The 26,819-nt window shown below is 32.3% G+C and carries 26 protein-coding genes; 16 read left to right on the forward strand and 10 right to left on the reverse strand.

From position 1 onward, the window contains the following. Positions 1–20: 20 nt before the first annotated feature. The 5 genes from ACFS5J_RS12630 to ACFS5J_RS12650 all read left to right on the forward strand — a co-directional run bounded on the left by ACFS5J_RS12630 (position 21) and on the right by ACFS5J_RS12650 (position 6,608). Positions 21–1,202 carry an aspartate aminotransferase family protein gene (locus ACFS5J_RS12630; protein ID WP_379812587.1) on the forward strand — a complete coding sequence of 394 codons (1,182 nt, stop codon included), beginning with the start codon at positions 21–23 and terminating at the stop codon, positions 1,200–1,202. Positions 1,203–1,310: 108 nt separating this feature from the next. Next, positions 1,311–2,705, forward strand: coding sequence for a tetratricopeptide repeat protein (locus tag ACFS5J_RS12635; protein WP_379812588.1), 1,395 nt, complete (start codon positions 1,311–1,313; stop codon positions 2,703–2,705). Positions 2,706–2,775: 70 nt separating this feature from the next. Further along, the gene (locus ACFS5J_RS12640) at positions 2,776–3,747 is read left to right on the forward strand and encodes a DUF368 domain-containing protein (protein ID WP_379812590.1); all 972 of its coding nucleotides are present in this window, start codon (positions 2,776–2,778) and stop codon (positions 3,745–3,747) included. A 1-nt stretch (position 3,748) separates the two neighbouring features. Then, on the forward strand, positions 3,749–4,510 hold the full coding sequence (locus tag ACFS5J_RS12645; RefSeq protein WP_379812591.1) for a shikimate dehydrogenase family protein: 762 nt from the start codon (positions 3,749–3,751) through the stop codon (positions 4,508–4,510). Between the two features lie 205 nt (positions 4,511–4,715). Next, positions 4,716–6,608 (forward strand): DUF349 domain-containing protein, encoded by a 1,893-nt coding sequence (locus ACFS5J_RS12650; RefSeq protein WP_379812592.1) that lies wholly within the window; start codon positions 4,716–4,718, stop codon positions 6,606–6,608. A gap of 64 nt (positions 6,609–6,672) precedes the next feature. Here the strand turns inward: ACFS5J_RS12650 and ACFS5J_RS12655 are convergent, their stop codons facing one another. The 4 genes from ACFS5J_RS12655 to def all read right to left on the reverse strand — a co-directional run bounded on the left by ACFS5J_RS12655 (position 6,673) and on the right by def (position 9,845). Next, entirely contained in the window at positions 6,673–7,752 is a 1,080-nt protein-coding gene (locus tag ACFS5J_RS12655; RefSeq protein ID WP_379812593.1) for a BamA/TamA family outer membrane protein, read from the reverse strand. A 95-nt stretch (positions 7,753–7,847) separates the two neighbouring features. After that, entirely contained in the window at positions 7,848–8,621 is a 774-nt protein-coding gene (mazG, locus tag ACFS5J_RS12660; protein WP_379812594.1) for a nucleoside triphosphate pyrophosphohydrolase, read from the reverse strand. 91 nt (positions 8,622–8,712) lie between these two features. Next, a complete protein-coding gene (locus ACFS5J_RS12665) occupies positions 8,713–9,138 on the reverse strand; it encodes a DUF5606 family protein (RefSeq protein ID WP_379812595.1) in 426 nt (141 codons plus the stop codon). A gap of 119 nt (positions 9,139–9,257) precedes the next feature. Then, positions 9,258–9,845, reverse strand: coding sequence for a peptide deformylase (gene def, locus ACFS5J_RS12670; protein ID WP_379812596.1), 588 nt, complete (start codon positions 9,843–9,845; stop codon positions 9,258–9,260). Between the two features lie 204 nt (positions 9,846–10,049). Here def and ACFS5J_RS12675 point away from each other — a divergent pair, with 204 nt between their 5' ends. Genes ACFS5J_RS12675 through argH form a run of 8 tightly spaced genes read left to right on the forward strand, consistent with a single transcriptional unit; the run spans position 10,050 to position 18,052 of the window. Next, a complete protein-coding gene (locus tag ACFS5J_RS12675) occupies positions 10,050–10,631 on the forward strand; it encodes a GNAT family N-acetyltransferase (RefSeq protein WP_379812597.1) in 582 nt (193 codons plus the stop codon). Further along, the gene (locus ACFS5J_RS12680; RefSeq protein WP_379812598.1) at positions 10,606–11,811 is read left to right on the forward strand and encodes an argininosuccinate synthase; all 1,206 of its coding nucleotides are present in this window, start codon (positions 10,606–10,608) and stop codon (positions 11,809–11,811) included. The genes ACFS5J_RS12675 and ACFS5J_RS12680 overlap by 26 nt, the downstream gene beginning before the upstream one ends. Then, entirely contained in the window at positions 11,811–12,785 is a 975-nt protein-coding gene (argC, locus tag ACFS5J_RS12685) for an N-acetyl-gamma-glutamyl-phosphate reductase (protein WP_379812599.1), read from the forward strand. Before ACFS5J_RS12680 ends, argC begins: the two co-directional genes overlap by 1 nt. A gap of 11 nt (positions 12,786–12,796) precedes the next feature. Then, positions 12,797–13,942 carry an aspartate aminotransferase family protein gene (locus ACFS5J_RS12690; RefSeq protein ID WP_379812600.1) on the forward strand — a complete coding sequence of 382 codons (1,146 nt, stop codon included), beginning with the start codon at positions 12,797–12,799 and terminating at the stop codon, positions 13,940–13,942. After that, positions 13,939–14,898 (forward strand): acetylornithine carbamoyltransferase, encoded by a 960-nt coding sequence (locus tag ACFS5J_RS12695; protein WP_379812602.1) that lies wholly within the window; start codon positions 13,939–13,941, stop codon positions 14,896–14,898. The genes ACFS5J_RS12690 and ACFS5J_RS12695 overlap by 4 nt, the downstream gene beginning before the upstream one ends. After that, positions 14,885–15,676, forward strand: coding sequence for an acetylglutamate kinase (gene argB, locus ACFS5J_RS12700; RefSeq protein WP_379812603.1), 792 nt, complete (start codon positions 14,885–14,887; stop codon positions 15,674–15,676). The genes ACFS5J_RS12695 and argB overlap by 14 nt, the downstream gene beginning before the upstream one ends. Continuing rightward, positions 15,657–16,739: a M20 family metallo-hydrolase gene (locus ACFS5J_RS12705; RefSeq protein ID WP_379812604.1), complete on the forward strand. Its 1,083-nt coding sequence runs from the start codon at positions 15,657–15,659 to the stop codon at positions 16,737–16,739. Before argB ends, ACFS5J_RS12705 begins: the two co-directional genes overlap by 20 nt. Before the next feature lie 2 nt (positions 16,740–16,741). Then, positions 16,742–18,052, forward strand: coding sequence for an argininosuccinate lyase (argH, locus tag ACFS5J_RS12710; RefSeq protein ID WP_379812605.1), 1,311 nt, complete (start codon positions 16,742–16,744; stop codon positions 18,050–18,052). Here argH and ACFS5J_RS12715 read toward each other — a convergent pair. The 4 genes from ACFS5J_RS12715 to ACFS5J_RS12730 form a co-directional block, all read right to left on the reverse strand. Continuing rightward, positions 18,049–18,525, reverse strand: coding sequence for an Lrp/AsnC family transcriptional regulator (locus ACFS5J_RS12715; protein ID WP_379812607.1), 477 nt, complete (start codon positions 18,523–18,525; stop codon positions 18,049–18,051). The two genes, argH and ACFS5J_RS12715, sit on opposite strands and share 4 nt — an antisense overlap. 132 nt (positions 18,526–18,657) lie before the next feature. Beyond that, complete coding sequence (locus ACFS5J_RS12720; RefSeq protein WP_379812608.1) at positions 18,658–20,139, reverse strand: malate:quinone oxidoreductase; 1,482 nt, start codon at positions 20,137–20,139, stop codon at positions 18,658–18,660. A gap of 79 nt (positions 20,140–20,218) precedes the next feature. Beyond that, positions 20,219–20,629, reverse strand: a complete 411-nt coding sequence (gene ruvX, locus ACFS5J_RS12725; RefSeq protein ID WP_379812609.1) for a Holliday junction resolvase RuvX — start codon at positions 20,627–20,629, stop codon at positions 20,219–20,221. 237 nt (positions 20,630–20,866) lie between these two features. Further along, a complete protein-coding gene (locus ACFS5J_RS12730; RefSeq protein WP_379812610.1) occupies positions 20,867–20,992 on the reverse strand; it encodes a copper resistance protein NlpE N-terminal domain-containing protein in 126 nt (41 codons plus the stop codon). A 265-nt stretch (positions 20,993–21,257) separates the two neighbouring features. Here ACFS5J_RS12730 and ACFS5J_RS12735 point away from each other — a divergent pair, with 265 nt between their 5' ends. Beyond that, on the forward strand, positions 21,258–22,073 hold the full coding sequence (locus ACFS5J_RS12735; protein WP_379812612.1) for a 2,3,4,5-tetrahydropyridine-2,6-dicarboxylate N-succinyltransferase: 816 nt from the start codon (positions 21,258–21,260) through the stop codon (positions 22,071–22,073). 143 nt (positions 22,074–22,216) lie between these two features. Continuing rightward, positions 22,217–24,085, forward strand: coding sequence for an LTA synthase family protein (locus tag ACFS5J_RS12740; protein WP_379812613.1), 1,869 nt, complete (start codon positions 22,217–22,219; stop codon positions 24,083–24,085). Here the strand turns inward: ACFS5J_RS12740 and ACFS5J_RS12745 are convergent. Then, positions 24,071–24,832 carry a glycosyltransferase family 2 protein gene (locus ACFS5J_RS12745; RefSeq protein ID WP_379812614.1) on the reverse strand — a complete coding sequence of 254 codons (762 nt, stop codon included), beginning with the start codon at positions 24,830–24,832 and terminating at the stop codon, positions 24,071–24,073. The two genes, ACFS5J_RS12740 and ACFS5J_RS12745, sit on opposite strands and share 15 nt — an antisense overlap. 96 nt (positions 24,833–24,928) lie before the next feature. Here ACFS5J_RS12745 and ACFS5J_RS12750 point away from each other — a divergent pair, with 96 nt between their 5' ends. Continuing rightward, positions 24,929–25,993: a glycosyltransferase family 9 protein gene (locus ACFS5J_RS12750; protein ID WP_379812615.1), complete on the forward strand. Its 1,065-nt coding sequence runs from the start codon at positions 24,929–24,931 to the stop codon at positions 25,991–25,993. Here ACFS5J_RS12750 and ACFS5J_RS12755 read toward each other — a convergent pair. Next, complete coding sequence (locus ACFS5J_RS12755) at positions 25,990–26,805, reverse strand: glycosyltransferase family 2 protein (RefSeq protein WP_379812616.1); 816 nt, start codon at positions 26,803–26,805, stop codon at positions 25,990–25,992. The genes ACFS5J_RS12750 and ACFS5J_RS12755 overlap by 4 nt on opposite strands. Positions 26,806–26,819: the final 14 nt, after the last annotated feature.

The raw sequence follows: 26,819 nt of genomic DNA on the forward strand, positions 1-26,819 counted from the left end.
TTTACCGAATCGACAGAAATATGCTAGACGATTTTTTTAAATACCAAGCACAAACCTCTCCGCATCCATTAGCAATGGAAATTTCAAAAGCAGAAGGGTCATATATTTACGATAGTGAAGGAAAACCATATTTAGACTTTGTTGCTGGAGTATCAGCAAACACTTTAGGTCACCAACCAAAACGTGTTAATGACGCTATAAAAACACAATTGGACAAATATTCGCATGTAATGGTGTACGGAGAATACGCACAACACCCAGCTACAGAATTATGTAAATTATTAGCCACTCACTTACCAGAACCTTTAAATAAAACCTATTTAGTCAATTCTGGTACAGAAGCTATTGAAGGATCCTTAAAATTAGCACGAAGAGTAACAGGTAGAAGTCAATTGATTTCGTGTCATAACGCTTACCATGGAAACACTATGGGAAGTATGAGTGTTATGGGGTTTGAAGAGCGTAAACAAATTTTTCGCCCATTAATACCTGATGTTGATTTCATCACCTTTAACAACGAAGCTGATTTAGAAAAGATAACTACTAAAACAGCTGGTGTATTATTAGAAACCATTCAAGGAGGTGCTGGATTCATTCAACCTGAAAATGATTTCCTTAAAAAGGTACGCCAACGTTGTTCTGAAGTTGGTGCTGTAATGATTTTAGATGAAATCCAACCTGGTTTTGGAAGAACAGGAAAACTATTTGGATTTCAAAATTATGATATTGTTCCCGATGTAGTCGTAATGGGTAAAGGTATGGCAAGTGGAATGCCAGTAGGCGCTTTTACAGCGTCTGCCAAAATGATGGATTTATTAAGTCACGACCCAAAACTAGGACACATTACTACTTTTGGAGGCCATCCTGTAATTGCTGCCGCTTCTTTAGCCACACTACAAGAAGTTACAGAAAGCAACCTGATGACTGAAGCATTAGAAAAAGAACAATTATTTAGAGAATTACTTGTACATCCCTTAATCAAAGAAGTAAGAGGAAAAGGATTAATGCTAGCCGCTATGACAGAAAGTCCTGAAATCACTAATAAAGTAATTTTAGAATGTCATAAAAGAGGGCTAATTCTATTCTGGCTATTGTTTGAAGGTTGTGCTATACGCATAACGCCCCCTTTAACGATTTCAAAAGAAGAAATAAAAAAAGGTTGTGGCATTATTCTTGACGTACTTAATACGGTAGGAAATTAATAAATAGAATTGTTAATTAAATTGTTTAAAACAATTATCCTACAAAAAATAAAAGCCCCTATTAAATCCTTAATTTTAATAAGGACAAAACCATAAAAAGAGAAAGCTATGAGATTGAGTCACGATGAAGAAGAAAACAACCTTTCCTTGTCTAAATTTGAATCAATGTTAAAAACCAATAAAGTTTTTTTCTTTGATTCTGAAGAGTTTGAAGATATTATTCTTCACTACATGGACACGGGAAGAATGAATTTAGCTAAAAAAGCTTTAAAACTAGCTTTGGACCAACATCCAAAGTCTACGGGGTTAAAATTGGTTCAAGTAGAGCTTTTAGTATTTGAAGACAAATTAGATATTGCTGAAAAATTACTAAACGACCTCTACGCTATTGAACCTCACAACGAAGAAATCTACATTCAAAGAGCCAATATTTTTTCAAAACGCGATCAACACGACAAAGCTATTGCTTCACTTGAAACTGCATTAGAATATACTGATGATTATGCCGATGTTTATTCCATGATTGGAATGGAATATTTGTTCATGGACAATTTAGAAAAAGCAAAAAGCTATTTCATCAAGTGCTTGGATGAAGATATTGAAGATTACTCTGCCTTATACAATGTAGTGTATTGTTTTGATTTCTTAGATCAAAATAATGAAGCTATTGCTTATCTAGAATCGTTTATTGATAAAAATCCGTATTGTGAAGTCGCTTGGCATCAATTAGGGCGTCAATTTTATGCTGTTAAAAACTATGAAAAATCGGTTTGGGCATTTGACTACGCTACTTTAATTGATGAAAACTTTTTAGGAGCTTATCTTGAAAAAGCGAAAGGTCTTGAGAAATTAAAACGATACCAAGAAGCAATTGATTGTTACAACATAACAATGGAACTTGATGATGCAACTTCATTTGCTTTACTAAGAGTAGGAAAATGCTATGAGCGCTTAGGAAATATTGAACAAGCTTTAAAATATTATCACAAAACGGTACATGAAGACCCTTTATTAGACAAGGGATGGATTGCTATTACTGATTTTTACATTCGTCAAAAGAACTACCAAAAAGCATTATATTATGTAAACAAAGCAATTGGTATTGATGGAGACAACAGTTTGTATTGGAAACGTTTTGCTGTAATCAACCAATCGCTTGACAATTATGAAGAAGCAGAACTTGGTTACCGTAAATCATTTGAAAATGGTGATATCAATCTTGATACTTTTATACTATGGGCAAATATGCTTCAAGTACTGGGTGAATACGAAACAGCAATTGAAATTTTACTACAATCGCTAGATTTATTTCCAAACGAGTATGAAATTGAATATCGATTAGCTGGATTATACTACCTTGTTGGAGATACTAAAAAAGGAAAATTTCACTTAGTAAATGGTTTGCAACTTAATTTTAAAAACCATAGCATTATTGAAGATTATTTCCCTTCAGTTTGGAATAAAAAAACAATCCAAAATTTAATCGCAAAACACAAAATTTAACCCTAAAAACATACAAAGTCATTCGTAAACTTTACTAAAGTTTGTGAATGACTTTTTTATTAAATCCTACATGAGAAAACTTTTCCCAGATTACCTACTAATCACACTAAAAGGAATTGCTATGGGAGCAGCTGATGTCGTTCCTGGTGTATCAGGCGGTACAATAGCTTTTATTTCAGGCATCTATCAAGAACTTATTGACAGTATTAATAATATTAATCCAAGTATTTTTAAAACTTTAAAAGAAAGCGGATTAAAAGTAACTTGGGCAAAATTAAATGGTAACTTCCTTACAGCATTACTTTTAGGAATTGGGTTAAGTATAATCACATTTTCAAAAGTTATTACCCATTTACTTGAAGAACAGCCTATTCTTGTTTGGTCTTTCTTCTTTGGTTTAGTATTAGCGAGTATTAGCCTAATTTGGAAAGAAATTACGCATTGGAAACTAAGAAGTATTTCAGCATTACTGATTGGAATTCTCATCTCCTACTTTATCACAATTGCTCGACCAATACATTCTCCGGAAAGTTATCCTTATATATTTCTTTCAGGTTTTCTTGCCATTATAGCCATGATTTTACCTGGCGTTTCAGGAGCTTTTATCCTTTTGCTGATGGGTTCTTATCAAACCGTTATAGGAACAATAAACCAATTTCGTGAAGGAATTACCAAAATGAATACCGAATTATTAAGCGAAGCACTTTTAAAAATTGGAACATTTGCTTTAGGTGCAATTTTAGGCCTTAAATTATTTTCAAAAGTCCTACATTGGATGTTTTACCACCACAAAAACACAACTTTGGCTGTACTTATAGGCTTCATGATTGGCTCTTTAAACAAAATATGGCCTTGGAAAACCACATTGGAAACACGTATCAACAGTCATGGAGAAACCGTACCATTTATAGAAAAGAGTATATTGCCAAATAATTTTGAAGGCGATCCCAAAATTTTTACTGCAATTCTATTCATGATTCTAGGATTTATTTTAATTTTCGGACTTGAAAAATTAGCAACGAAATTTGGTAAAACAAACTAAGATGGCAAAAAAGAAGAAAAATAAAAAACAAGTTAAATACGGATTAATTGGCAAAAACATCAGTTATTCCTTTTCTAAAAAATATTTTTCAAACAAATTCAAAGTGTTTCATTTTGATAATTGTGAATACTTAAATTTTGACATCGAAAACATCAAATATTTCCCAGATATTTTAGCCGAAACTAAAGGTTTAAAAGGTTTAAACGTTACAATTCCATACAAAGAAGAAATTATTCCGTATTTGGATAAACTTTCCAAAAATGCAAAAACTATAGGTGCCGTAAATACGATTGTTTTCTCAAAAAAGAAAAAAATAAAAGGATACAACACCGATTATTACGGATTCAAAAAATCCTTAAAACCACTTTTGGAAGAACACCACAAAAAGGCATTAATTTTAGGAACAGGTGGTGCAAGTAAAGCAGTCGCATTTGCATTACGAAAATTAAAAATTGAGTTTGATTTTGTATCGAGAACACCTTCAGAATATGAGTTATCTTACAATGAAGTCAACGATGAAGTTTTTGACGAATACCAAATTATAATCAACACAACACCTGTTGGTACGCATCCAAACATTGATGATTGTCCAGCTTTAGATTACTCGCTTTTCACACCAAAACACATTGCATATGATTTGGTCTACAATCCAGAAGAAACCGCTTTTCTTTCAAAAGCAAAAGCACAAGGGGCAACTATTAAAAACGGTTATGAAATGTTGGTTTTCCAAGCTGAGAAAGCATGGTTACTTTGGAACAAATAAACCAATGGAATCTTTTAGTCTTAACTTTAGTATTTTCTAAACGTATTAACAAAAATCCCTTCAAAGGGATTTTTCTGTATAAAATTCAATAACAAATAATTCTTTTCTCGTAAAAAAACGCACATTTAACCGATTTCCTTTGCCTTTTTCGTACTCCTTTATTATCTTCGAGCACAATTAGTATAACCTTAAGCATTAATTGACGATGTTAGAAGAAAAGAATGATAACCTGCAAGCAGCAGACGGACAACAAAATCATGACACACAAGAAAGTGTAAGTACGAGCGCTATCAAATCTGTTCAAGATACTATAGATGATAGCAATGCTGAAGAAAATGAAGATGAATCAGTACAAGACAAACATAGCATTCCTATGTTGGATTATGATTCGCTTTCGATGGATGAATTAACAGCTGAGTTAGACAAGCTTGTACACCACCATAAAGTAATGGCTATTAAAGACCACGTTGAAGAAATTCGCAAGGCTTTCATGGACAAATACCACCACTTACTTGACGACAAACGTGACGAGTTTAATGCTAATAATACAGATGAAAATGCTGTTTTCGAATATCATTTCCCATTAAAAAATAAATTTGATTCGGTTTATGATGATTACAAAACCAATCGAAACAACTACTACAACCAATTACAAAAGAACTTAAAAAATAATTTAACGCTTCGTAACGATTTAATTGAAGAGTTAAAAAATTTAGTTGACAACACTGATGAGACCATGACCATCAGTGATATGTTCAAAAAACTAAATGAAATACGTGAAGCTTGGAAAGCTGCTGGAGCTATCCCAAGGGACAAGTACAATATTGTTTGGAACAACTTCCATTTTCACATTGAGCGTTTTTATGATTTAATTCATTTAGATAAAGAGGCTCGCGATCAAGATTTCAAACACAATTTAGAGCAAAAACAAGCTATAATTGAGCGTGCTAAAGAATTATTAGACGAAAGCGATATTATGAAAGCTTTTCGTGAGTTACAATTATTACACCGAGTTTGGAAAGAAGAAATTGGACCTGTTGATCGTGAATTTCGTGAAGCCATTTGGAATGAATTTAGCGATATAACACATCAAATGCACGAAATACGCGAAGCGTATTTTAGTCAAGCAAGAGAACGCGAAACTCAAAACCTAGCACACAAAAAAGAAATAATTGCTAAAATTGTAGCTTTAGGCAAAGAAAGTATCACAACGCATAACGGATGGCAAGCTCAAATTAAAAAAATGGAAGCTTTAAGAGAAAGTTTCTTTAAAGCTGGTAGAGTTCCTGCAGAAGTAAACGAAGATACTTGGGCTGAATTTAAAACTGCTGTTCGTGAATTTAATACTAATAAAAATGCTTTTTACAAAAACATCAAGCACGAGCAACAAGAGAATTTAAATAAAAAAATTGCTTTAGTTGAAAAAGCTGTGGCACTTCAAAACAGTGAAGATTTCAATGCGGTAACACCTGTAATGAAGCAAATACAAGAAGATTGGCGTAAAATTGGTCATGTACCAAGAAAATACTCTGATAAAATATGGAAAGAGTTTAAGGATGCTTGCAACCATTACTTTGATCGTTTACACAAAGTAAGAAACGCTGAAAACCAAGAAGAAGTTGAAGCATTTGAAAAGAAAAAAGCATATTTAGAAGAATTAAAATCTTTTGAATTAGTTGGTGACCACAAAACCGATTTAGACGCTATAAAAGCACATATTGAATCATGGAAATCAATTGGAAGAGTACCTTATAACCGCAGACATATTGAAGGTAAATTCAACAAAATATTAGATGCTTTATTTGAAAAATTAAGCCTTTCTAAAAAAGATACCGAAATGATGAAGTTTGATGCCAAACTTGAACAAATGGTAGAAAATGAAGATGACAGAGCGCTTGAAAAAGAACAATACTTTATTCGTAAAAAAATAGATGAAGTTCAAAATGAAATTTTCCAATTGGAAAATAATATCCAATTTATTAGTTCAAGTTCAAAAGGAGAAAATCCTTTTATAAAAGAAGTTAAAAAGAACATCGAGCGTCATAAGGAGGAACTAAAACTTTGGAAAGAAAAACTTAGTAAACTTAGACAGATTTAATTTTACACATCAATAAAAAAAGCCAAGTTTAATACTTGGCTTTTTTATTCTTTAATTTTATCTTTTAAAATGCCTCTCCTATTCTAAAATAAATAGCATAATCGTCCTTTCCTCTCGCCACATCCAAACCTATACGCATTTGCGTACTCTTAATTGCTAAATAACGTACTCCAAATCCACCACTTGGATAAAGACTTCCATTAAACTCACTAAACTCTGAACCATATAACGTCCCTAAACCTCCAAATCCAACCAATCCAATCCGAGGCAAAAAATTCCAACGGTATTCAGCTTGAACATCAACTTTTCCATCTCCCCTATATTTCCCATCGGTATACCCCCTTAAATCAATGCCATTAATAACAACTTGTCTTTGAAAATCTAATGTTGAAGTCGCCACTTTAGCATAAGCTCTTACTGCTAAAACATCCTTATCATTTCTAATACCATAGTAACGATTGTAGTAGGCGTTAAAAATTCCAAAATTGTTTACATTTCCCATCCATTCTGGGTACAATGTAAACATTGCATTCAACTTGCTTCCTTTTTTTGGATAATACACATTATCACGTGTATCTCTCAAAAATAACATTTGTAATGAATTATTATTAGAAATAGAATCTGTTGCCGCTTCTTCAAACCTTGTTTTTGTACGGCTGTAATAATAACCTAATCCTAAATAATTCTTCTTGTATACTTTTCGATACACTTTTGCACTCAACATTACAGAACGAGAGCCATAATCATAAAAATCAGGCTCACTATCAGGTAACTCTGTATACGTTTGAAAATTATACAATCCTGTTCCAGTAGCAGCAATTACACGCCATTTATCCTCGTTAAAATACATTTGAGTAAACAATACTGAAAACCAAGTATCGTTCGTAGTACGCACATAAAAAGCACCAGTAGTTGAACGTGGACTTATTGTATCTTCCTTTTGAAGACGGTAAGTTAACATTCCACCTCCTCCATAATAATAGCCTAGAACTTTATTATGACTAAAATAAGGAAATGGATTGAACTTTATATTTTTTTCCTTTTTAATAGAATCGGATACATTTGTAGAATCATTTTGAGCAAAAGCAGTATTGCAAAAAATAATAATCAACAATACAATTTGATGTGATAGTTTTTTATCCATAAACATTATTTTAAATGTATCAGAAATGATACACTAAAATAACCAAAAAAAAGCACTCAACGAAAAAAAACAAATGAATATCAAGACATTACCAACTAGAGTCGTTTTGCTTCTTCCCAAAACACATCCATTTCTGCAAGTGTCATATCACTTAATGGTTTCCCAAGTTCCCCGGCTTTACTTTCCAAATACATAAAGCGTTTGATAAATTTCTTATTTGTACGTTCAAGAGCATCCTCAGGATTAATTTTTAAGAAACGAGCATAATTAATCATTGAAAATAATACATCGCCAAACTCCGCTTCAATACTATCTGCATCACCTTTAATTACTTCTTCTTGTAACTCATTCAACTCCTCTTGAACTTTTTCCCAAACCTGATGTGATTCCTCCCAATCAAACCCTACACCTTTAACTTTGTCTTGGATTCGGCTTGCTTTTACTAGTGCAGGCAAACTCTTTGGAACACCTTCTAAAACAGACTTCTTACCTTCTTTTAATTTTAATTTCTCCCAATTTTGTTTTACTTCTTCCTCATTTTCTACCACAACATCTCCATAAATATGGGGATGACGATCAATGAGTTTATCACAAATAGCATTCGCAACATCAGCAATGTCAAAATCATTAGTTTCACTACCTATTTTTGCATAAAAAACAATATGTAGTAACAAATCACCAAGTTCCCTTTTAATTTCAGGTAAATCGTTATCCAAAATAGCATCGCCCAATTCATACGTTTCTTCTATGGTCAAATGACGTAGACTTTCAAGTGTTTGCTTTTTATCCCAAGGACATTTTTCACGCAAATCATCCATAATATCTAATAATCGATTAAATGCTTCTAATTGTTGTTGGCGTGTGTTCATTTTTATATAGTTTAAATTAAAAGTGAGGGTACTGTAAAAATAAAAAATCCCGCACTAAAATGCGGGATTCCCTTTTATAATTTCAGCCTGATTACTCAGCTGTTTCTTCTTTTGCTTCTTTTTCAGTTAAAGCTTCAACAGTTACATACCCTTTTGGTTGTAAAATATTGTACCAGTTTAAAATTTTCTTGATATCAGAAGTATATACTCTATCTTCATCAAATTCTGGTAAAACTTCACGAAAATATGCTTTTAAAGTAGCATCATCTCCTTTATGTGAAATTGTTGCAGCATCGTTTTCTTTAGTTGCGATAGCTTTGAAAACTTCAGATAAACGTACTTCTTCTGAATAAGTATAAACAGCGATTTCTGATAACAAACTTACATTGCTACGTAAACCAACAGTAATCTTTTTCCCGTCTAAAAGTGACTCCGCTACAAAACCTGTACGAGTTTGTAATTTTAATTCATATAAACCTGGTTTTCCAGATATAGCTAATATTTTTTGTATGCTCATTTTTCTTTATGTTAAGGTTCGCAAATATATTTTTTAATTTAAAATAAACAAAAACTAAAATCTTAAAATTCTACTAAAGAATAATTGTCTATTCTAAACTATTAAAATTAAAGCAATTATTATCTTCCTTTTTTATTGGCAAATTTCATTTTATAATCAGGTCGTGCCTTACCATCCATGATATTCATCAACTTTTTACCGATTAATTTCTTCTTTAAAGTTGACAAATGATCGGTAAATAAAATACCATCAATATGGTCATACTCATGCTGAATAACACGTGCTATTAAACCATCGTATTCTTCCGTTTTTTTATTAAAATCCTCATCAAAATACTCAATAGTTATTTTTTCATGACGAAAAACATCTTCACGAACGTCTGGAATACTTAAGCAGCCTTCGTTAAACCCCCAAAGTTCTCCTTCTTCTTTTACGATTCTAGCGTTAATGAAGGTCTTTTTGAAACCTTTCAATTCCGTAGCTTCTTCTTTTGAAACCTCATCACTATCCGCAAAAGGTTCGGTGTCCACAATAAATAAACGAATTGGTAATCCCACTTGAGGAGCAGCTAAACCTACACCATGTGCATGATACATAGTTTCATACATATTAGCAATTGTCTCCTTTAAGTTTGGATACTCTTGAGAAATATCTTCACCCATTTTTCTTAAAACAGGCTCTCCATATCCATATATAGGTAAAATCATGACTTACTTTTTAAATTTCAAAGTGCAAAAATAAGGAAACTTATTGAAAGTAACTGAAAATCTATTCTAGTAAAAGAAAAAAACACTTTAAAAGACACCAATAAAAAATAACTTATCCGTTAAATGTTATTAAAAAGATAAAATATCTTATTAATAACAAATATTAAGATTTTTTATTTAAGTTTGCCGAAATTTTGTAAATAAATGAAAATCAAACTTGAACTTACTCATGCTGGACATGCAGTATACAGCCAAACAATATTGGATGAAATGGAAAGTTCAGCCAAAGTCAGAGGCACAGGTATTGCCAAGCGTTCTATAGAATACTTGACAAAAAAGATGGAAGAAGGTAATGCTATCATTGCTCTTACTTCAGATAATGAATGGGCGGGATTTTGTTACATCGAAACCTGGAGCGATGAGAAATTTGTTGTCAACTCTGGATTAATTGTAGCACCCAAGTTCAGGCATTTAGGTTTGGCACGCCAAATCAAGCAAGCGATTTTCAACTTATCACGAACAAAGTTTCCTCATGCCAAAATATTTGGTTTAACAACTGGATTAGCCGTTATGAAAATTAACAGCGAATTGGGCTACAAACCTATCACCTATTCGGAAATTACTCAAGATGAGAATTTCTGGAGCGGTTGTAAAAGCTGTGTCAACTATGAGATATTATTGGCAAAGAACAAAAAAAATTGTTTGTGCACCGCCATGATTTACGATAATGAAAATGAAAAATTAAAACACCAATTAGAAAATGAAGAAAGTTGTATTAGCATATAGTGGAGGATTAGACACTTCATTTTGCGCCGTTTATCTATCAAAAAAATTAGGATATGAAGTTCATGCAGTAACTGTAAATACGGGAGGATTTACTAATGAAGAAATTGCTGGAATAGAAAAACGAGCCCTCGAACTTGGCGTACATTCCTATACTTGTGTTGATGCTGTAGAAAGCTATTACAACACTTGTGTGAAATATTTAATTTTTGGAAATGTATTAAAAAACAATACGTATCCATTATCGGTAAGTGCAGAAAGGACTATTCAAGCACAATCTATTGCGCAATACGCTAAAAATATAAATGCTGATGCCATTGCTCATGGAAGTACTGGTGCCGGTAATGATCAAGTTCGTTTTGATGTTATCTTTAATGTTGTTTGCCCTTCAATAGAAATCATTACTCCTATTAGAGATTTAAAGCTTTCAAGAGAAGCTGAAATTGAATTTTTGAAAGAAAACAATATCGAAATCAATTTTGAAAAGGCTTTATATTCTATCAACAAAGGACTTTGGGGTACTTCTGTAGGAGGAAAAGAGACCTTGACATCCCATTTAAACATACCTGAAAAAGCATATCCATCTCCGCTTTTAAAGACGGAAGATGATAAAACCGATATCACATTGCTTTTCAAAGAAGGTGAATTAAAAGGTATTAACAACGAAATCTTCAGTCATCCAAGCCAAGCAATTCAATATTTGGAAGAACTCGCTAAACCTTTTGCGATAGGACGTGACATACATGTAGGTGACACTATCGTTGGTATTAAAGGAAGAGTTGGTTTTGAAGCTGCCGCTGCATTGATTATACTAAAAGCACATCATCTTTTAGAAAAACATACCTTATCAAAATTCCAATTGAACTTAAAAAATCAAATGGCCGATTGGTATGGTAGTTGGCTACATGAAGGGCTTTTTTTAGACCCAGCACTGCGTGACATCGAAGCGTTTTTTACAAATACACAGAAAAACGTGAATGGTACTGTACACATAACGCTTTTACCGTATCGTTTTATTTTGAATGGGATTGAATCGGAAAATGATTTGATGGCTTCAAAATTTGGAAGCTATGGAGAAATGAACCTAGGATGGTCAGGAGAAGATGTAAAAGGCTATTCCAAAATATTGAGTAACGCATTAACAATTTACCATCAAGTTAATGCAAAAAAAATAACGTTATAATGAATACCAAAATAAAAGTAGGGGTTGTCGGAGCAGCGGGATATACAGGAGGAGAACTCATAAGACTACTTCTGCAACACCCAGCAGTTGAAATTGATTTTGTATTGAGTAGAATCTTTGATGGAAAACCCATTACGGCTGTACATAGCGATTTAATAGGCGAAACCAATTTAAGTTTTTCAAATATTTATACCAATACTGTAGTTGTTTTGTTCTTGTGTTTACCGCACAACGAAAGCAGCACATGGCTTAAAAACAATACTATTAGTAATGAAGTAAAAGTTATTGACTTAGGAAACGATTTTAGAATTAATAGTCAATTTCAAAATGAAAATTTTATCTATGGTTTACAGGAAGTAAATAAAATTGATATTGCAAAAAGTAACTACGTCGCCAATCCAGGATGTTTTGCTACCGCAATTCAATTGGCTTTACTACCGTTAGCTAATGAACAACTTCTTAAAAATGTGTATACTACAGGTATTACAGGTTCCACAGGTGCGGGACAACAATTACAATTAACTTCACATTTTAGCTGGAGAGCAAACAATATTTCGGCGTACAAAACTTTAAGTCACCAACATGTTCCTGAAATACGCAAAACATTGGAACAATTAAACAATAGCGCAATAAATCTAGCTTTTGTACCGTGGCGGGGCGATTTTACAAGAGGGATTTTTACAAGCTCTACAATTGAAACAGATTTAGACTTGGATACAATCAAAAAAAAGTATTGTAACTTTTATGAGAACAACCCTTTTGTGTTTGTTTCAGAAAACACTATCGATCTCAAGCAAGTTGTGAATACAAATAAATGTATGATTCATATTGAAAAAAATGAAACTCATATAGTCATTCACAGTGCTATTGATAATTTAATAAAAGGAGCTTCAGGTCAAGCTATCCAAAACATGAATATAATGTTTGGTCTTCCTGAAACTACGGGTTTAAAACTTAAAGCTTCTGCTTTTTAAAAAATTAAAAAATGAAATTATTTGATGTATATCCTTTATTCGACCTCAACTTTGTAAAAGCAAAAGGTTGCTTGTTATGGAATGATAAAGGCGAGAAATATTTAGATTTATATGGTGGACACGCCGTGATTTCCATTGGCCATAGCCACCCTCAATATATAAAAGCAATTAGTACGCAATTGGAAAATATTGGTTTTTATTCTAATTCTGTTAAAATTCCAATCCAAGAAGAAGTAGCGGAATTACTTGGCGAAATAAGTGGGTACGATAATTACAATCTTTTCATGTGTAATTCTGGTGCAGAGGCAAATGAAAATGCTTTAAAATTGGCTTCTTTTCATACCAACAAAAAAAAGACTATTTGTTTTACTAAAGCTTTCCATGGAAGAACTGCTGCTGCTGTGGCTGCCACAGACAATAAAAAAATTATTGCACCCTTAAACGAAACTGATAATTTCATTTTTTTACCATTCAATGATGAAAAGGCTTTAGAAGTTACTTTTCAAAAAAATGAAATCGCAGCAGTAATTATTGAAGGAATACAAGGTGTTGGAGGAGTTCAAATTCCAAATCCGAACTTCTTACAGAAAATCAGAACGCTTTGCGATATGTATGAAGCGGTTTTCATTTGTGATGAGATTCAATCGGGATATGGAAGAACTGGGAAATTTTTCGCTCATCAGCATGCCAATATTCAAGCCGATATTATTACTGTAGCAAAAGGTATGGGAAATGGCTTTCCTGTTGGTGGTGTCTTAATTACTCCAAAAATTAATGCAAAACATGGATTATTAGGAACCACGTTTGGTGGTAACTATTTGGCTTGTGCTGCTTCAAAAGCTGTACTAGAAGTAATGAAAGATGAAAATCTAATCCAAAACGCAAATGTCTTAGGTGAATATCTCTACAATCAGTTAAAAGACGAACCTGCAGTGAAAGAAATTCGTTACCAAGGTCTAATGTTCGGTATTGAATTAAAATTCCCATGCGTTGATTTTAGAAACCAATTGTTAAAGGAACATCATATTTTAACTGGAAATGCTTCTTGTCCGAACACATTAAGAATCCTTCCTGCTTTGAATGTAACCAAACCAGAATTAGACACCTTTATTGGAGCTTTTAAAAAAATTGCACAATCTGATTTAGTAGCCTTATGAAAAGATTTTTCTCAGTAGAAGATGTGGAAAACGTGGATGTTTTAGTTGAAGAAGCATTGCAATTAAAACAAAATCCACTTTCCAAAAATGATTTAGGAAAAGGTAAAACTTTAGGCTTAGTTTTCTTGAATTCAAGTTTGAGAACACGTATGAGTACGCAAAAAGCAGCCCAGAATTTGGGTTTAAACACTATTGTTTTAAATGCAAATCAAGAAGCTTGGTCTTGGGAATTTGAAGATGGTGCAATAATGAACAATACAACTGTCGAACATATAAAAGATGCAGCAAATGTTTTGAGTCAGTATTGCGACATTATTGGTATTAGATGTTTTGCAGGTTTAACTAATAAAGAGGAAGATACTAGTGAAAAAGTATATTCTTTATTTGAAAAATTTGCAACAGTTCCAGTCATTTCTCTTGAATCCGCTACGCTTCATCCTCTGCAAAGTTTAGCGGACTGTATCACAATTAAAGAAAATTTACCCGTAAATAAAAAACCGAAAGTAGTACTTTCTTGGGCGCCACACATAAAACCACTCCCGCATGCCGTTGGCAATTCTTTTACCCAATGGATGAATCAAAGTGACTATGATTTTGTGATTACGCATCCTGAAGGTTTGGAATTGGACACTCAATTTACCCAAGGCGCAAGCATTGAGCATTATCAAGAAAAAGCACTCGAAAATGCAGATTTTGTTTACCTAAAAAATTGGTCCTCATTCCGTGATTACGGTAAAATGCCAATAGTTGAAAACGATTGGATGTTGACACCTGAAAAACTGTTAACGACAAACAATGCAAAGATTATGCATTGCCTACCTGTGAGAAGAAATGTAGAAGTATCCGATGCACTTTTAGATAGTGAAAATGCATTAATATATCAGCAAGCCAACAACAGAACATATGCTGCACAAATAGTATTGCAGAAAATATTAGAATCAAATGAAAAAGCTTAATATTATAAAAGTTGGCGGTAATATTATTGATGATGAATTAAAGCTTGCTCAATTCACAAAGAATCTTTCTTTGCTTGAAGAGCCCTTTATTTTGATTCACGGTGGTGGAAAATTAGCAACCGATTTGGCGGAAAAACTAAATATTCCTCAACAATTGGTTGATGGAAGAAGAATTACTTCAGCCGATACTTTAAAAATTGCTACCATGACCTATGCAGGTTTTATTAATAAAAATATTGTTGCACAACTCCAACAGTACAATGTCAACAGCATCGGATTATCAGGTGCTGACGGAAACTTGATTCTTTCAAAACAAAGGGATAAACACCCTATTGATTTTGGTTATGTAGGCGACATCACAAAAGAAAGTATCAATATAACATTGCTGAAAAATTTAATCGACCTGCAATTAACGCCTATTATTTGTGCCATAACACATGATAAAAAAGGACAATTACTAAATACTAATGCCGACGAAATAGCCAATACTGTTGCCTGTTCGCTTTCAGAGAGTTTTGATGTAGAATTGATTTATTGCTTTGAAAAAAACGGTGTTTTATTAAACCCTGAAGATGACAATTCGGTAATTGAACAATTAAATGAAGTAGCCTTTTTAAGCTTAAAAGAAAAAGGAATTATCAACAAAGGAATGCTTCCAAAATTAGAAAATTGCTTTAATGCTTTAAAAGAAGGTGTCACTCAAGTCGGTATAATCAATGCCTCAAATATTGTAAATTTTATCACTAAATCAACTAGTAATGGAACTCAAATTAAATAGTACAAGCCACGATATATTACTCGAAAAAGCATTAACCCTTTTAAAAAGTTTAATTGCTATTCCGTCATTTAGTAAAGAAGAAGATAAAACAGCCGAATGTATTCAAGCATTCCTTGAAACTCATAATATTCCAATAAAAAGAAAGATGAATAATATTTGGGTCTACAATAAATATTATGATGCGTCAAAACCAACAATTTTATTGAATTCGCATCATGATACTGTAAAACCCAATTCTAGTTATACTTTAAATCCGTTTGAGCCTATTGAAAAAGATGGTAAACTATATGGCTTGGGCAGTAATGATGCAGGTGGTGCACTTGTGTCGTTGATTGTAACCTTTTTACACCTTTGGGATAAAAAAGACTTGAAATACAACCTTATTTTAACTGCAACAGCCGAGGAAGAAATTTCGGGTATTAACGGCGTGGAATCAATTTACAATCAGTTAGGAAATATCGATTTTGCAATTGTAGGTGAACCTACCGAAATGAATTTGGCGATCGCAGAAAAAGGACTCTTGGTATTGGATTGCACTGCAAAAGGTACACCATCACATGCAGCGCATCCAAATACAGATAATGCTATATTAAATGCTATAAAAGACATCATCTGGTTCAGTCAATATAAATTTGAAAAAGTTTCTGAACTCCTAGGTGAAGTTAAAATGACCCCGACCATTATCAATAGTGGCTCTCAACATAATGTAGTTCCAGATTCTTGTAGCTTTACTGTAGATGTACGAACTACAGAATTGTATTCTAATACCGAAGTATATGAAATTATTAGAGAAAATGTAGACTGCAAGGTTCAACCACGTTCATTACGATTGAATTCATCATCAATACCGCTGTCACATCCTTTTGTTCAAGCAGGTTTAAATATCGGAAGAAGCTATTATGGTTCCCCTACTTCATCTGATCAAGCGGTTATCCCGTGTCCTTCATTAAAGATGGGACCTGGGTTATCAACACGTTCTCACAGTAGTGATGAATATATTTTTATAAATGAAATTAAAGAGGCTATAGCATTATACAATGCTATACTCTCAAAAATACTATAACTATGGCTGATAAAATTTGGCAAAAAACAACGGATAAAAACATGCAACATGCTGAAATAGTGGAAAAATTCACTGTTGGGAATGATGTTGATTTCGATTTAATTTTAGCAAAATATGATGTATTAGGATCTTTAGCACATTGTGAAATGCTTCACAACATTCAATTGCTAACAGATGAAGAGTGGTATGCTATAAAAAAAGAATTACTTGTAATCAGTCAAGAAATAAATCAAAACCAATTTGAAATAGAACCGGGTATTGAAGATATACATTCACAAGTAGAACATTTGCTTATTCAACGAATCGGTGATATTGGTAAAAAAATTCATAGCGGACGTTCTAGAAACGATCAAGTATTAACCGATTTGAAATTATATTTTAAAGCAGAATTACTATCGATTGTCGATTTAACTTCGGCACTTTTTGAATCACTAATTAATTTAAGTAATAAGCACAAATCAACTTTATTACCAGGATACACTCACTTACAAATCGCCATGCCGTCTTCATTTGGATTATGGTTTGGAGCATATGCAGAAAGTTTAGTGGACGATTTGGAATTACTTTTAGCGGCTTACAATATCACTAATAAAAATCCTCTTGGCTCTGGTGCAGGCTATGGAACTTCATTTCCTTTAAATCGAACATTAACTACTGAATTATTAGGGTTTAAAACTTTAAATTTTAATTCTGTATATGCGCAAATGACTAGAGGTAAAACTGAAAAAACAATAGCTATGGCACTGGCAGGTTTAGCGGGAACGTTGAGCAAATTTTCATATGATATGTGTTTGTATTTGAATCAAAATTTTAATTTTATTTCATTTCCCGATTCGCTTACAACAGGTAGTAGCATTATGCCTCATAAAAAAAATCCAGATGTATTTGAAATTATGAGAGCGCGCTGTAACAGAATTCAAGCATTGCCAAATGAACTCATTTTATTAATGAACAATCTCCCTTCTGGTTATCATAGGGATTGCCAACTAAGCAAAGAAGGTTTATTTCCCGCTTTCAAATCTTTAAAGGAATGTTTGGAGATGTTGCATTTTATGTTACAAAACATTACAGTAAAAGAGGGTATCGTGAAAGATGAAAAATACAAGTATATGTTCAGTGTAGAAAATGTAAACCAACAAGTTTTAGATGGTATCCCTTTTAGAGATGCATACAAAAACATTGGGTTAGCTATTGAGAACAATCTATTTCAACCTGAATACAATGTCAATCATACACACGAAGGAAGTATCGGAAATCTTTGTAATGATTTAATAGAAAAGGCTTTTTACGAAGTAAAAGAAAAGTTCAATTAATCCTGTTTTGGTATAAAATAAGCTGTTTCTTTTTTAACTTCGTTTAATACTATACTACTGTGATAAAGTCCCATATTTGGGATATTTGAGATAACGTTTACCACAAATTCATTATAGGATTTAATATCTTCTGCGATTATTTTTAGCATATAATCATAATTTCCTGAAAGACTAATGACCTCTTGAACTTGTGGTATTTCGTTTACTAACTTTTCAAATTCCAATAAAGCATTACGCGATTGCTCTTTTAAAGTGATATTACAATACGCAACCAATTCAATTCCTATTTTAAGTCGATCAACTAGCGCAACATACTTTTTAATTACATTGTTATTTTCTAAATTTTTTATGCGCTCGTAAGTTGGCGTAAATGAAAGCCCTATTCGTTCCCCTATTTCTTTCACAGAAATCCTTGAATCTTCCTGTAAAATTTCTAATATCATTTGGTCTTTAGCGTCTATTTGATCTTTCATCGGTAAACTTTTAGCATCCTTAAATATTTAAAAACAAACAATATACACACAAAAAACATATATTGTTTAAGCATTAAGTATTCATATTAAAGTGAAGTACAATTTAAAAAGAAAAAGTGGGAAACCCCACTTTTATCCTTCTAAATTTAAAATTGTCGAAGTTGTATTTTTGATATTTTCAAAGACTACTTTGTTATCATTTAATTTAATACCATAAGAAGGAATCATCTCTTTTATTTTAGTTTGCCAATCAGGAGTTTGCAATTGATCTCCAAAGCAACGCTCAATAAGTTCAATCATGATTGAAACAGCCGTTGAAGCACCAGGAGAAGCCCCTAATAAAGCTGCAATTGAATTATCCGCTGCACTTACAATTTCAGTACCGAATTGTAACACACCTCGTCCGTTTGCATCTTTTTTGATAATTTGTACACGCTTACCAGCTTCCTCTAATACCCAATCTTCTGATTTTGCATTAGGAAAATATTCTTTTAGTGATTCAATACGTTCTTCGTGTGATTGGCGTACTTGATCAATTAAGTATTTCGTCAATGGTATATTATGGGCTCCAGCAGACAACATTGGCCAAAGATTCGTTGTTTTAATTGATTTTATCAAGTCAAAATATGAACCTTTTTTCAAAAACTTCGTTGTAAAACCAGCATATGGTCCAAACAGTAATTCTTTTTTACCATTAATCATTCTAGTATCTAAATGCGGAACCGACATAGGTGGTGCGCCCACAGCCGCTTTACCATAAACTTTTACATGGTGTGCTTTGATAATATCCTCGTTCACACAACGCAACCATTGTCCTGAAACCGGGAAACCACCAAAACCTTTTCCTTCTAAAATATTTGATTTTTCTAACAACGGTAAAGAACCACCACCTGCTCCAATAAAAACAAATTTGGCGTTTACTTTACGTTTTTGTCCAGTTGTTAAATCTTTAAATTTTAATTGCCATCTTCCGTCTTCTTTTTTCTTAAGCTTTTTAACCTCGTGGTTAAAGAACATCTCTACTCCTTCTTGAGCAGTTAAATAAGAAAACATTCCTCTAGTTAAATTACCAAAATTCACATCAGTTCCTCTATGCATATAAGTTGCCGCAACTTTTTCAGTTGCTTGTCTATTTTGCATAACCAAAGGCATCCATGAAGCAATCTCCTCATGAGAAGTTGAAAACTTCATTTCTTTGAAAAGATTATTTTGGGTTAATTGTGTATAACGATTTTTCAAAAAAGAAACGTTATCCTCTCCCCAAACAAAACTTAAATGTGGAATAGTTTTAATAAAATCAGATGGGTTACCAACAAGATTTTGTTTTACTAAATAAGCCCAAAATTGCCTAGAAACCTCAAATTGCTCTGCAATACTTATAGCCTTACTCACATCAACAGAACCATCTGGTTTTTGAGGGGTATAATTTAATTCACAAAAAGAGGAATGCCCAGTACCTGCATTATTCCACGCATCTGAACTTTCAGTAGAAGCAGAATCTAATTTTTCAAAAATTTCGATTGTAATATCAGGTTGTAATTGCTTTAGAAGAGTTCCTAGCGTAGCGCTCATTATCCCAGAACCTACTAAAACTACATCTGGATTAACATTCATGACAAATTAGCTTTAAAATTTAAAAGTGCAAATATATTGCTTATTCGGTAAAAAATCTTAACAGTTTTAAGTTTATTTATTATTTTTTATTCATGTAATCTTGCAAAATAATTGTCGCTGCTATTTCGTCGATTAAACCTTTATTTTGGCGTTGTTTTTTTTTCAAACCACTATCCAACATTGATTGAAAAGCAATTTTAGAAGTAAAACGCTCGTCAACTCTTTCTAGCATCATTTCTGGAAATTCCTTTTGAAACAGTTTAATAAACTTCTCAATAATCTCAGTACTTTCAGAAGGTGTTCCGTCCATTTGCTTTGGCTCACCTACAATTACCCGTTCAACTTTTTCTTTATTGAAATAATCCTTTAAAAAAGTAATACAAGCTTCAGACGGAATAGTTGTTAACCCCGAAGCTATAATTTGCATTTCATCAGTTACGGCTATACCCGTTCGTTTAACCCCATAATCAATTGCTACTATTCGTGCCATATTTTCATATCTAAAAAACTATAATCTTTATTAAAAGTAATAGTTATTGTTTATTATTATCAATTTCTTTCTTCAACTTGTAATTTGATGCCAAGTTCCCTTCTATTACTGTCCCATTTTTATCCAATTGCAACGAGTGACTTCATTTATTAAAAAATTCACCTCTAAAATGGTCTCCTTTAGTGTAATAATATTTCCATCTTCATTCCAAAATACTCTCCCATATCTGGAAACTCTTTACCATCTTCTCCTACTTTTGTGAATTACAATTATACCCCAATACGTCATTTCTATTTTAAACTTTTTTCCAGAGGCCAATCGTATAATAGTTTGAACACCGTCACAATCTGCACAGGTTAACACTCTTTTATAAGTTGCTAAATAGTCAAATGTAACTTTAGGTAAATATTGATGTTCAAATTCATTTTGTATCGTTAAAGGTATCGCTTCAACTGCTTACTTTTTATTGGAAATACAACTTAAAAACATAACTGTAATCAATCCTTATAAGATAGTCTTTATCTGCATTCCTATTTTTTTTACAAATTTAATTAAATATGTTATCCTACGACGTTAATGAAACTGCAATAGCTAATAAAATCTTATATTTGCAAACAAAATAATTACCATGAAAGCGATTCAGACAATTATAGAACAAGCTTGGGAAAACAGAGCTTTGTTACAAGAAGAAACAACTCAAAACACCATTAGAGAAGTTATCGAATTAATTGACAACGGTACCCTTCGTGTTGCAGAACCAGTAGAAAACGGTTGGCAAGTTAACGAATGGGTTAAGAAAGCTGTTGTAATGTACTTCCCTATCCAAAAAATGGAGACTCTTGAAGCAGGAATTTTTGAATATCACGATAAAATGCCTTTAAAAAGAGGTTATGCAGAAAAAGGTATACGTGTTGTTCCAAATGCAGTAGCACGCCATGGTGCCTATATTTCAAAAGGAGTTATTATGATGCCTAGTTATGTAAACATTGGTGCATATGTTGATGAAGGAACAATGGTTGATACTTGGGCTACTGTAGGAAGTTGTGCTCAAATTGGCAAAAACGTACACTTAAGTGGGGGCGTTGGTATTGGTGGTGTATTAGAGCCATTACAAGCTGCTCCTGTAATCATTGAAGACGGTGCTTTCATCGGATCAAGATGTATTGTTGTAGAAGGTGTTCGTGTAGAAAAAGAAGCGGTATTAGGTGCTAATGTTTGTTTAACATCTTCAACAAAAATTATTGATGTTACAGGTGATGCTCCAGTAGAAATGAAAGGTATTGTACCTGCTCGTTCTGTGGTAATTCCAGGAAGTTACACTAAAAAATTTGCTGCTGGTGAATTCCAAGTTCCTTGTGCTTTAATCATAGGAAAAAGAAAGCCATCAACTGACTTAAAAACTTCATTAAACGATGCGCTTAGAGAATACGATGTAGCGGTTTAAAATCATACTATATAATTTCTTAAAAATCCAACTTGTTCTATTTACTAATAAAACAAGTTGGATTTTTACTTTATTGTAAAATCAACATTAATAAATTGTTATTCTTGCATGATTGGTTAAATTTGCCAAAAATTTAAGCTCCCATGTCAAATTACATAAACAACGTAAAACTATTCTTCAAACGTTTCTTTTTAGTTGTTTTACTGTATCAAATTTGCCGATTATTGTTTTACTTCTTTAATCAAAGTGCATTTGATACAATTACAATAAAAACCTTTCTAGGAGGATTACACTTTGACCTATCTGCGATTGCTTATATCAATATACTATTTGCCGTATTGCATTTGATTCCCGGGAATTTTAAAAATAAGCAGCGCTATCAAAAAACGCTTAAAATTACTTTCTTCACCATAAATTTAGTATTTATACTTACCAATTTTGTCGACTTTGAATATTTTAAATTTACCGGTAGAAGGAGTACATATGGAATGATTACCGCTAGTGGAATGGAAAATGAAATTGGAGGCCTTATACTTTCCTTTCTACAAGAGTTTTGGTTTTTACCTATAATAGGAATAATATTAGCAATTGTGTTTTGGAAAATGATTCCAAATCTTAAACCAACTCACGATAGCACAGCTTCAAATTTGAATATTGTTAAACAAACAGCACTATTCATTTTACTTACCGGATTGGTATTTTTAATGGGGCGCGGTGGCTTCCAAAAAAAACCAATACGAATTGTAGATGCCGTAAATTATGGATCTATCAGTCAATCTTCTTTGGTATTAAACACTCCTTTTTGTATCCTTAAAACTATTGGTAAAAAAGAAGCGTTAGAAAATCCAAATTTCTTTTCTACGGAAGAACTTAACACCATTTTCAATCCTGTTATAGCAACTAATCCTAATAAACCGCAAACCAACCAAAATGTTGTGGTGATAATATTGGAAAGCTTTGGTAGAGAAAACATCCAACGTGGACAAACACCTTTTTTAGATTCATTAATTACAAAATCATTATTTTTTGAAAATGGCTTTGCAAATGGCAAACTATCCATTGACGCGGTACCTTCTACCCTTTCCAGTATTCCAAGTTTAATGAATAACTCCTTGATAACTTCCAGTTATTCCATTAATAAACTTTATGGTTTACCTAAAATTTTAAAAGACAATGGTTATTATACCGCTTTTTTCCATGGTGCTTTTAATGGTAGCCAAAATTTTGATCAGTATTGTAAAGTAGCGGGATTCGATGCTTATTTTGGAAAAAATGAATATGAAGGTCCAGAATCATTTGATGGTAAGTGGGGTGTATTTGATGAAGATTTTTTTCAGTTTTATTGTCAAAAAATGAATTCGTTCAAAGAACCTTTTTTTACATCAATATTCACTATTTCATCCCATAATCCTTACACGATACCAGAAAAATATAAAGGAAAATTCCCAAAAGGAACAACAAAAATTCACGAAAGTATAGCCTATTCCGACTATGCCTTAAAACAATTCTTTGAAAGTGCTAAAAAACAAGATTGGTATAAAAATACTGTATTTGTTTTAACAGCTGACCACACTTCATCTGAACCAACTGAGCAAAAATTCAACACTAATGTAGGAAAATTTAGAGTCCCTATTTTATTCTTTAATCCTGGCGACGAGAACTTTGGAGGCATCAGTTACCGTAATACACAACAAATTGATATCATGCCATCCATTGTTGAACTCTTGAACATTAAAACAAAAATGATTAGTTTTGGTAAACCATATAAGTCCGAAAAAGATTTTGCAGTGAACTATTTGGACAACATTTACCACTACATTGAGGGCGATTATTATATGGCTTTTGATGGTAAAAACGCAATTGCGCTTTACAATTTCAAAAAAGATGAGCTTTTAAAAAATAACATTTTAAAACTAGAAAGTGAACTTGCTCAAAAAATGGAACGTTTTATAAAGGCCTATGTACAATCATTTAATGACCGTATAATAAACAATAAACTAACGCTTCAATAATTTATCTTGACGTTGTAATTTTAACAGTTTAGCATACTTCATATGTGAGAAAAAACCTTGAATTAAGGCTATTGTAATACCGTCTATTCCATTAAACATTCCTTTTTTAAAGAAATAACATCTTATAAAAGCAGTTAACCCATTAACTACTGGTTTTAAAGCAGATACCTTTTTTCCTTGATCAAAAAGTTGTTGTGCATGCCAGGTAGAATATTGATTTTTTTTAGCAATAATTTGTTCAAATGAATCCCAACCATAATGCAAAATATGAACAGCTACACGCTTCTCATTGGTTGTGATAATTTTTTGGTGCACCATATCTTTTGAAGGAGAAGCTGTCTTTTTATTGAAAAAACGCACTTTATGATCTGGATACCACCCCGAAAAATCAATTAATTTATCTGCTAAAAAATTTTTCACTCGAAAAGAAAAAGCATCATACCCTCCACTTAAATACTTTTCATTTAAAATAAATTCTTTTGCATCGGCATCTAAAAATTCATCGGCATCTAAATTTAAAATCCAATCGTTTTTACAAAATGGTAATCCATGAATACGTTGAGGACCATCTCCTAAAAATTTTTGTAAAATCACTTTAGCTCCTTTGGATTCAGCAATTTTAACGGTATCATCGTTACTTAATGAATCAACTACAATAACTTCATCACACACTTCAAAAAGTGCATCGATACATTTTCCTATATTTTTTGCTTCGTTAAATGTAATTACTAAACCACTTATTGCCATAAAGATTTTTTTTGCAAAGTAACAAAATTATTTTGTTCTCTTAGTTTCAAAATACTATTCACTTGCGTACTTTAGCACTTTAATAGCACATATATAATGAAAATTTTAATTATCCAACAAAAACGAATTGGGGATGTATTAACATCTACAATTCTTTCAAATAATCTTAAAAAAGAGTTTCCAAACGCTCAAATTGATTATATGTGCTATGCAAATTGTGTTGATGTTTTAAAAAACAATCCAAACATAAACAACATTATTGTATTAGAAGAAAAAACGCGAAAAAACTACTTATCGCTTTTCCAATTTATCTTTTCAATACGTAAGAAGAAGTACGATGCCGTAATTGATGCTTATAGTAAGCTAGAAACCAATCTAATTACTTTTTTCTCAGGAGCTAAATATAAAATATCTTACAAAAAAGGGTATTCTAAAATCTTTTATAATTATAATATAGAACGTTTAAAAAACGGAACAAATTCTGAAATAGGCTTAGCTATTATCAACCGATTACTTTTACTTAAACCTTTAATAAAAAAAGAAATCATTGATTATAAGCCGAAAGTATTTTTAACCGAAACAGAAATACAAAACGCAAAAGCACTTATAGCGAAGTTTCCGCTAAATAAAAATGCACCAACTTATATGATTGGTGTTTTAGGAAGTGAATGGTATAAAACTTATCCATTTGAAAAAATGGCTGAGCTATTGGATTTTACCGTTAAACAAACGAATGCAAATTTACTTTTCAACTACATCCCAAAACAAAAAGAAGATGTTTTAAAAATTTACAATTTATGTAAACCTGAAACTCAAAAAAACATCTTCTTTGATTTATATGCAACGGATTTACGCTCTTTCCTTGGTTTGCTTTCGCAATGTGACGCACTTATTGGAAATGAAGGTGGAGCTGTGAATATGGCTAAAGCACTTTTTATTCCAACATTCTCCCTATTTACCCCTAGTGTAGACAAAGAAACGTGGCAAATTTTTGAAGACGATAAAAATGTTTCAATTCACTTAAAAGACTTAAAACCTGAAATTTATCAGCAATTTGACGCCAAACACATTAAAGAAAACACATTTAAATTCTTTGACGAATATCCTATTGAAATTATAAAAGAAAAACTAGCAATTTTCTTTAGTAGAATAAAAAACTAAAGATATTGTGACACTCCTTTTTCAATAGCAGTTACCTTATATTTTCGATTAAACATTCGGATTGCGTTGTTTTTTTTCCAGGTTTCACTTGTAGCATAACTACGTTTATGATCGAGATGCAAACAAATAGCGCTATAACGTATTTGTTTTGAGAGAATACCATTATTATAGAGACGTTCTCCTACCTCTCGATCCAAACCACCATATTGCATCTCTTCATTAAACCCATTAACTGCTAGTAAATCAGATTTAAAACATGAAGTATTGTGTCCATTAAAAGTACGCTTAGTAGGTGTTATCCAATTCATTAATGTAGAAAACAGCTTATTTTTAGTCAGTTTGGACAATTTAAAAGTTTTTCCAACCCCATTCTGTACCAACCAAGCAATACTAAAACAGTTTTGATTTCTAATTTGCTCTTCACTTATAGCAATAGAAGTATTCATTGGTAATTTAAAATATCCGCCCGACAAAAAAGTCCCATTTTGCTTCGCTTGTAAATGTGAAGCAACAAAATCTTTTCTAGGAATACAATCACCATCTGTAAATAGTAAATAATCAGCTCTTGATTGAACAATAGCCTTATTTAAAATTTTACATTTACGAAACCCTTCATCATCTTGCCAAATATGCTGAATTGGATATTTAAATTGACTTTTAAACAAATCAATTATTGTTTTAGTTCTTAAATCAGATCCATCATCTGCAATGACAATTTCAAAATCATCTTCGGTTTGCACACTATAGCCAATGAGTACCTTACGAAGCCACTCTTCAGAATTGTACGTTGTAATAATTACAGATAATTGCATGTATCGAATTAAAA

Origin of the sequence: Flavobacterium chuncheonense (genome assembly GCF_042686145.1) — a bacterium.
Classification (GTDB): domain Bacteria; phylum Bacteroidota; class Bacteroidia; order Flavobacteriales; family Flavobacteriaceae; genus Flavobacterium; species Flavobacterium chuncheonense.

Bases quoted from the DNA above. Each gene is read 5' to 3' on its own strand.
- ACFS5J_RS12680 (WP_379812598.1), top strand. From the start codon at position 10,606: ATGAAGAAAGTTGTATTAGCATATAGTGGAGGATTAGACACTTCATTT.
- ACFS5J_RS12735 (WP_379812612.1), top strand. From the start codon at position 21,258: ATGAAAGCGATTCAGACAATTATAGAACAAGCTTGGGAAAACAGAGCT.
- argB (WP_379812603.1), top strand. From the start codon at position 14,885: ATGAAAAAGCTTAATATTATAAAAGTTGGCGGTAATATTATTGATGAT.
- ACFS5J_RS12645 (WP_379812591.1), top strand. From the start codon at position 3,749: ATGGCAAAAAAGAAGAAAAATAAAAAACAAGTTAAATACGGATTAATT.
- ACFS5J_RS12635 (WP_379812588.1), top strand. From the start codon at position 1,311: ATGAGATTGAGTCACGATGAAGAAGAAAACAACCTTTCCTTGTCTAAA.
- ACFS5J_RS12675 (WP_379812597.1), top strand. From the start codon at position 10,050: ATGAAAATCAAACTTGAACTTACTCATGCTGGACATGCAGTATACAGC.
- ACFS5J_RS12720 (WP_379812608.1), bottom strand. From the start codon at position 20,139: ATGAATGTTAATCCAGATGTAGTTTTAGTAGGTTCTGGGATAATGAGC.
- ACFS5J_RS12755 (WP_379812616.1), bottom strand. From the start codon at position 26,805: ATGCAATTATCTGTAATTATTACAACGTACAATTCTGAAGAGTGGCTT.
- ruvX (WP_379812609.1), bottom strand. From the start codon at position 20,629: ATGGCACGAATAGTAGCAATTGATTATGGGGTTAAACGAACGGGTATA.
- ACFS5J_RS12745 (WP_379812614.1), bottom strand. From the start codon at position 24,832: ATGGCAATAAGTGGTTTAGTAATTACATTTAACGAAGCAAAAAATATA.
- ACFS5J_RS12740 (WP_379812613.1), top strand. From the start codon at position 22,217: ATGTCAAATTACATAAACAACGTAAAACTATTCTTCAAACGTTTCTTT.
- ACFS5J_RS12715 (WP_379812607.1), bottom strand. From the start codon at position 18,525: ATGAAAGATCAAATAGACGCTAAAGACCAAATGATATTAGAAATTTTA.
- argH (WP_379812605.1), top strand. From the start codon at position 16,742: ATGGCTGATAAAATTTGGCAAAAAACAACGGATAAAAACATGCAACAT.
- ACFS5J_RS12640 (WP_379812590.1), top strand. From the start codon at position 2,776: ATGAGAAAACTTTTCCCAGATTACCTACTAATCACACTAAAAGGAATT.
- argC (WP_379812599.1), top strand. From the start codon at position 11,811: ATGAATACCAAAATAAAAGTAGGGGTTGTCGGAGCAGCGGGATATACA.
- ACFS5J_RS12705 (WP_379812604.1), top strand. From the start codon at position 15,657: ATGGAACTCAAATTAAATAGTACAAGCCACGATATATTACTCGAAAAA.
- ACFS5J_RS12630 (WP_379812587.1), top strand. From the start codon at position 21: ATGCTAGACGATTTTTTTAAATACCAAGCACAAACCTCTCCGCATCCA.
- ACFS5J_RS12750 (WP_379812615.1), top strand. From the start codon at position 24,929: ATGAAAATTTTAATTATCCAACAAAAACGAATTGGGGATGTATTAACA.
- ACFS5J_RS12695 (WP_379812602.1), top strand. From the start codon at position 13,939: ATGAAAAGATTTTTCTCAGTAGAAGATGTGGAAAACGTGGATGTTTTA.
- mazG (WP_379812594.1), bottom strand. From the start codon at position 8,621: ATGAACACACGCCAACAACAATTAGAAGCATTTAATCGATTATTAGAT.
- ACFS5J_RS12655 (WP_379812593.1), bottom strand. From the start codon at position 7,752: ATGGATAAAAAACTATCACATCAAATTGTATTGTTGATTATTATTTTT.
- def (WP_379812596.1), bottom strand. From the start codon at position 9,845: ATGATTTTACCTATATATGGATATGGAGAGCCTGTTTTAAGAAAAATG.
- ACFS5J_RS12650 (WP_379812592.1), top strand. From the start codon at position 4,716: ATGTTAGAAGAAAAGAATGATAACCTGCAAGCAGCAGACGGACAACAA.
- ACFS5J_RS12690 (WP_379812600.1), top strand. From the start codon at position 12,797: ATGAAATTATTTGATGTATATCCTTTATTCGACCTCAACTTTGTAAAA.
- ACFS5J_RS12665 (WP_379812595.1), bottom strand. From the start codon at position 9,138: ATGAGCATACAAAAAATATTAGCTATATCTGGAAAACCAGGTTTATAT.